This window comes from Pseudonocardia sp. McavD-2-B (assembly GCF_024124365.1).
GTDB lineage: Bacteria > Actinomycetota > Actinomycetes > Mycobacteriales > Pseudonocardiaceae > Pseudonocardia > Pseudonocardia alni.
Map to the genome: position 1 here is coordinate 1 of NZ_JAMXSG010000436.1, position 2,847 is coordinate 2,847.

Annotated in this window: 4 protein-coding genes; all 4 read left to right on the forward strand. The window is 75.6% G+C overall.

Features of this window, described 5'->3' with window-relative positions; all coding sequences use genetic code 11:
- A partial coding sequence (locus NH602_RS29805; protein ID WP_253069556.1) for an ATP-binding cassette domain-containing protein occupies window positions 1-452 on the forward strand: 452 nt, incomplete at its 5' end.
- 194 nt (window positions 453-646) lie between these two features.
- The gene (locus NH602_RS29810; RefSeq protein ID WP_073574574.1) at window positions 647-1,474 is read left to right on the forward strand and encodes a uridine kinase; all 828 of its coding nucleotides are present in this window, start codon (window positions 647-649) and stop codon (window positions 1,472-1,474) included.
- The gene (locus NH602_RS29815; protein WP_073574575.1) at window positions 1,471-2,268 is read left to right on the forward strand and encodes a molybdenum storage protein subunit alpha; all 798 of its coding nucleotides are present in this window, start codon (window positions 1,471-1,473) and stop codon (window positions 2,266-2,268) included. The genes NH602_RS29810 and NH602_RS29815 overlap by 4 nt, the downstream gene beginning before the upstream one ends.
- A gap of 218 nt (window positions 2,269-2,486) precedes the next feature.
- Entirely contained in the window at window positions 2,487-2,723 is a 237-nt protein-coding gene (locus tag NH602_RS29820) for an epoxide hydrolase N-terminal domain-containing protein (RefSeq protein ID WP_253069557.1), read from the forward strand.
- The last annotated feature ends 124 nt before the right edge of the window (window positions 2,724-2,847 follow it).

The window sequence follows — 2,847 nt, forward strand, 5'->3', positions numbered from 1 at the left end:
CCACCGGCGTGCTCACCGCCGGCGACGAGGCCGCCGTCGACGCCGCGATCGACGCGGTCCGCGCCGGCCCGCTGGCCGGACGCCCGCTGGCCCGGATGTCCGACGGCGAGCGGCAGCGGATGATGGTCGCCCGCGCACTGGCCCAGCAGCCCTCGCTGCTGCTGCTCGACGAGCCGAGCGCGTTCCTCGACGTCTCCTCCCGGGTCGCGCTGCTCGGGACGCTGCGCCGGCTGGCGGGGGAGCAGGACCTCGCGGTGCTGTTGTCCACCCACGACCTGGAGCCGGCACTGCGTCTGGCGGACCGGGCCTGGCTGCTCGACGGCGCGGGCGCGCTGCACACGGGGACGCCCGGTGAGCTGGCAGCCTCCGGGGCGGTGGGGGCGGTGTTCGACACCGACGAGCTGGCCTTCGACGCGCCCACCGGCACCTTCCGCCTCCGCACCCCAGGGTGACCGCGTCCGCGCCCCCCCCGCACCCGGCCGGTCGTGCACGACCGGCCGCGCCGACGGCGCGGCGCCCGGTCCCGGTACCGCAGCCCGGTCGGGGTGTCCGTGGCGTCGTCGGGCACGACGCGACCCGGAGTCGCTAGGTTCGCGCCGGACGCGCCGCCCGTCCGGGTGCGCGCATCGGAACACGAGGAGATGCGATGACGCACGCCGCGAGCGCGGCCGAGCTCGAGTCGCTGCTGCTGACCCGGTCGCTCGACGACCCGGAGCTCGCCGCGGCCACCGAGCGGACCCCCGACATCCGGGTCCTGCCCGACGTGTCCGTGGTCAAGGTCGGCGGGCAGAGCTTCATGGACCGCGGCCGCGAGGCGGTGTTCCCGCTGGTCGAGGAGCTGTTGGAGGCCCGGTCCGCGCACCGGCTGCTGATCGGCACCGGCGGCGGCACCCGTGCCCGGCACGCGTACTCCCTGGCCGCCGGGCTCGGCCTGCCCACCGGTGTGCTCAGCTCGGTCGGCAGCGCCGTCGCCGGGCAGAACGCCACGATGCTCGGCTACCTGATGGCCCGGCACGGGGTGCCGGTCGTCGCCGGGGGCGGGTTCGACGCGCTGCCGCTGTCGCTGTCCGAGGTCCGCGCTGCGATCTTCGCCGGCATGCCGCCGTACGCCATGTGGCAGCCGCTGCCCGACGAGGGCGTCATCCCGCCCTACCGCACCGACGCCGGCTGCTACCTGGTCGCCGAGACCTACGGCTGCAAGAACATGATCTTCGTCAAGGACGAGGACGGTCTCTACACCGCGAACCCGAAGAACGACCCGTCGGCGACCCTGATCCCCGAGATCACCGTCGACGAGCTCGTCGAGCGGGACCTGCCCGACCTGATCGTCGAGCGCCCGGTGCTGGAGCTCATGCGGCACGCGACGCACGTCCGCTCGATCCAGATCGTCAACGGTCTCAAGCCCGGCAACCTCACCCGCGCGCTCGCCGGCGAGCACGTGGGCACGATCATCACCGCGGGAGACGCCCGATGAGCACCACCCACCCCAAGGACGTCGAGTCCCCGCTGGCCCGCCAGACCCTGCTCGACCGCGAGCAGGTCCGCCCCGTCGACCAGCAGCAGCCGGTCATCCGGATGCTGCCCCGCCTGCGCGTGGTCGTGCTCGGCGGCCGCTCGATCGTCGACCGCGGCCGCGACGTGCTGCTGCCGCTCGTCGAGGAGCTGCGCGCCGCGATCTCCGGCGACCCGCTGCTGATCGCCACCGGTGCCGGGGTCCGTGCCCGGCACGCGCTCGGCGTCGGTCTCGACCTGGGCCTGCCGACCGGTGCGCTCGCCGAGATCGCCGGCCGTGAGGCCGAGCAGAACGGGCACCTGGTCGCCGCGCTGCTCGCCGAGCAGGGCGTCGCCTACCTCGGGCACGACACCGTCGCCCACCAGCTGCCGGTGCACCTGGCCGCGTCGAACGCCGCCGTCACCAACGGCTACCCGCCCTACGGCGTGCACGAGCTGCCGACGGCCGCCGGGAAGATCCCGGCCCACCGCACCGACACCGGCGCGCTGCTGCTGGCCGACGCGTGGGGCGCGGCCTCGCTGACCTACGTCCGCGACGTCGGCGGCGTGCTCGACGGGGACACCGTGCTGCGAGAGGCGTCCGCGGCCGACCTGCTCGCCGACGCCGCCCGGACCCTGCCGATCGACCGGGAGGCGCTGCGCACGCTGCAGCGCGCCCGGCACGTCCGGTCGGTGCAGATCGTCGACGGGACCGTCGCCGGGAACCTGACGAAGGCCCTGGCCGGGGAGCACATCGGGACCGTCGTCTCGGCCTGACCTCCGAGGACAAGATCCGTCCGGGTCCGGTGCCACGGTCGTGTCGTGGCGCCGAACCCGTTCCCCGTCCCGCAGGCGGAGATCGACCGCCTGCACGCCCGACTCGACGACACCGCCGGCCCGACGTACCGTCCGGCGCCGGGTGGTCCTCCGGCGTCCCGCCCGACCATCTGCGCGCGCTCGCCGACCACTGGCGGCACCACGTCGACTGACGGGCGGTGGAGGAGCGGCCGGCCGCGGACTCCGTCGTCGTCGACACCCCCGACCACGCCGGGGTGCACGCGCTGGTCCGCCGCTCGACGCGGTCCGACGCCGTACCGCTGCTGCCGGTGCACGGCTGGCCGTCCACCCCGGCGGACTTCCTCGACCTCCGGGCGTTCGCCCACTCCCCCGGACCCGAGTCCGGCGATCGATCAGTACTTCAGGGCGGTCGCGTGACGGGGGGACAGCGCTGAGGTACTGATCGAGGTCGGCGCGGCCGGGAGCCGGCGAGCGCAGCCCGGGCGGCGCCGGGGCGGGGTCGGGCAGCCGGGCCTCAGCCCACCGGGACCGGCGGGACCGGCGGAGCGGCACCGGGCT

Coding starts and splice junctions, on each gene's coding strand:
- NH602_RS29810 (WP_073574574.1), top strand. CDS start 647: ATGACGCACGCCGCGAGCGCGGCCGAGCTCGAGTCGCTGCTGCTGACC.
- NH602_RS29815 (WP_073574575.1), top strand. CDS start 1,471: ATGAGCACCACCCACCCCAAGGACGTCGAGTCCCCGCTGGCCCGCCAG.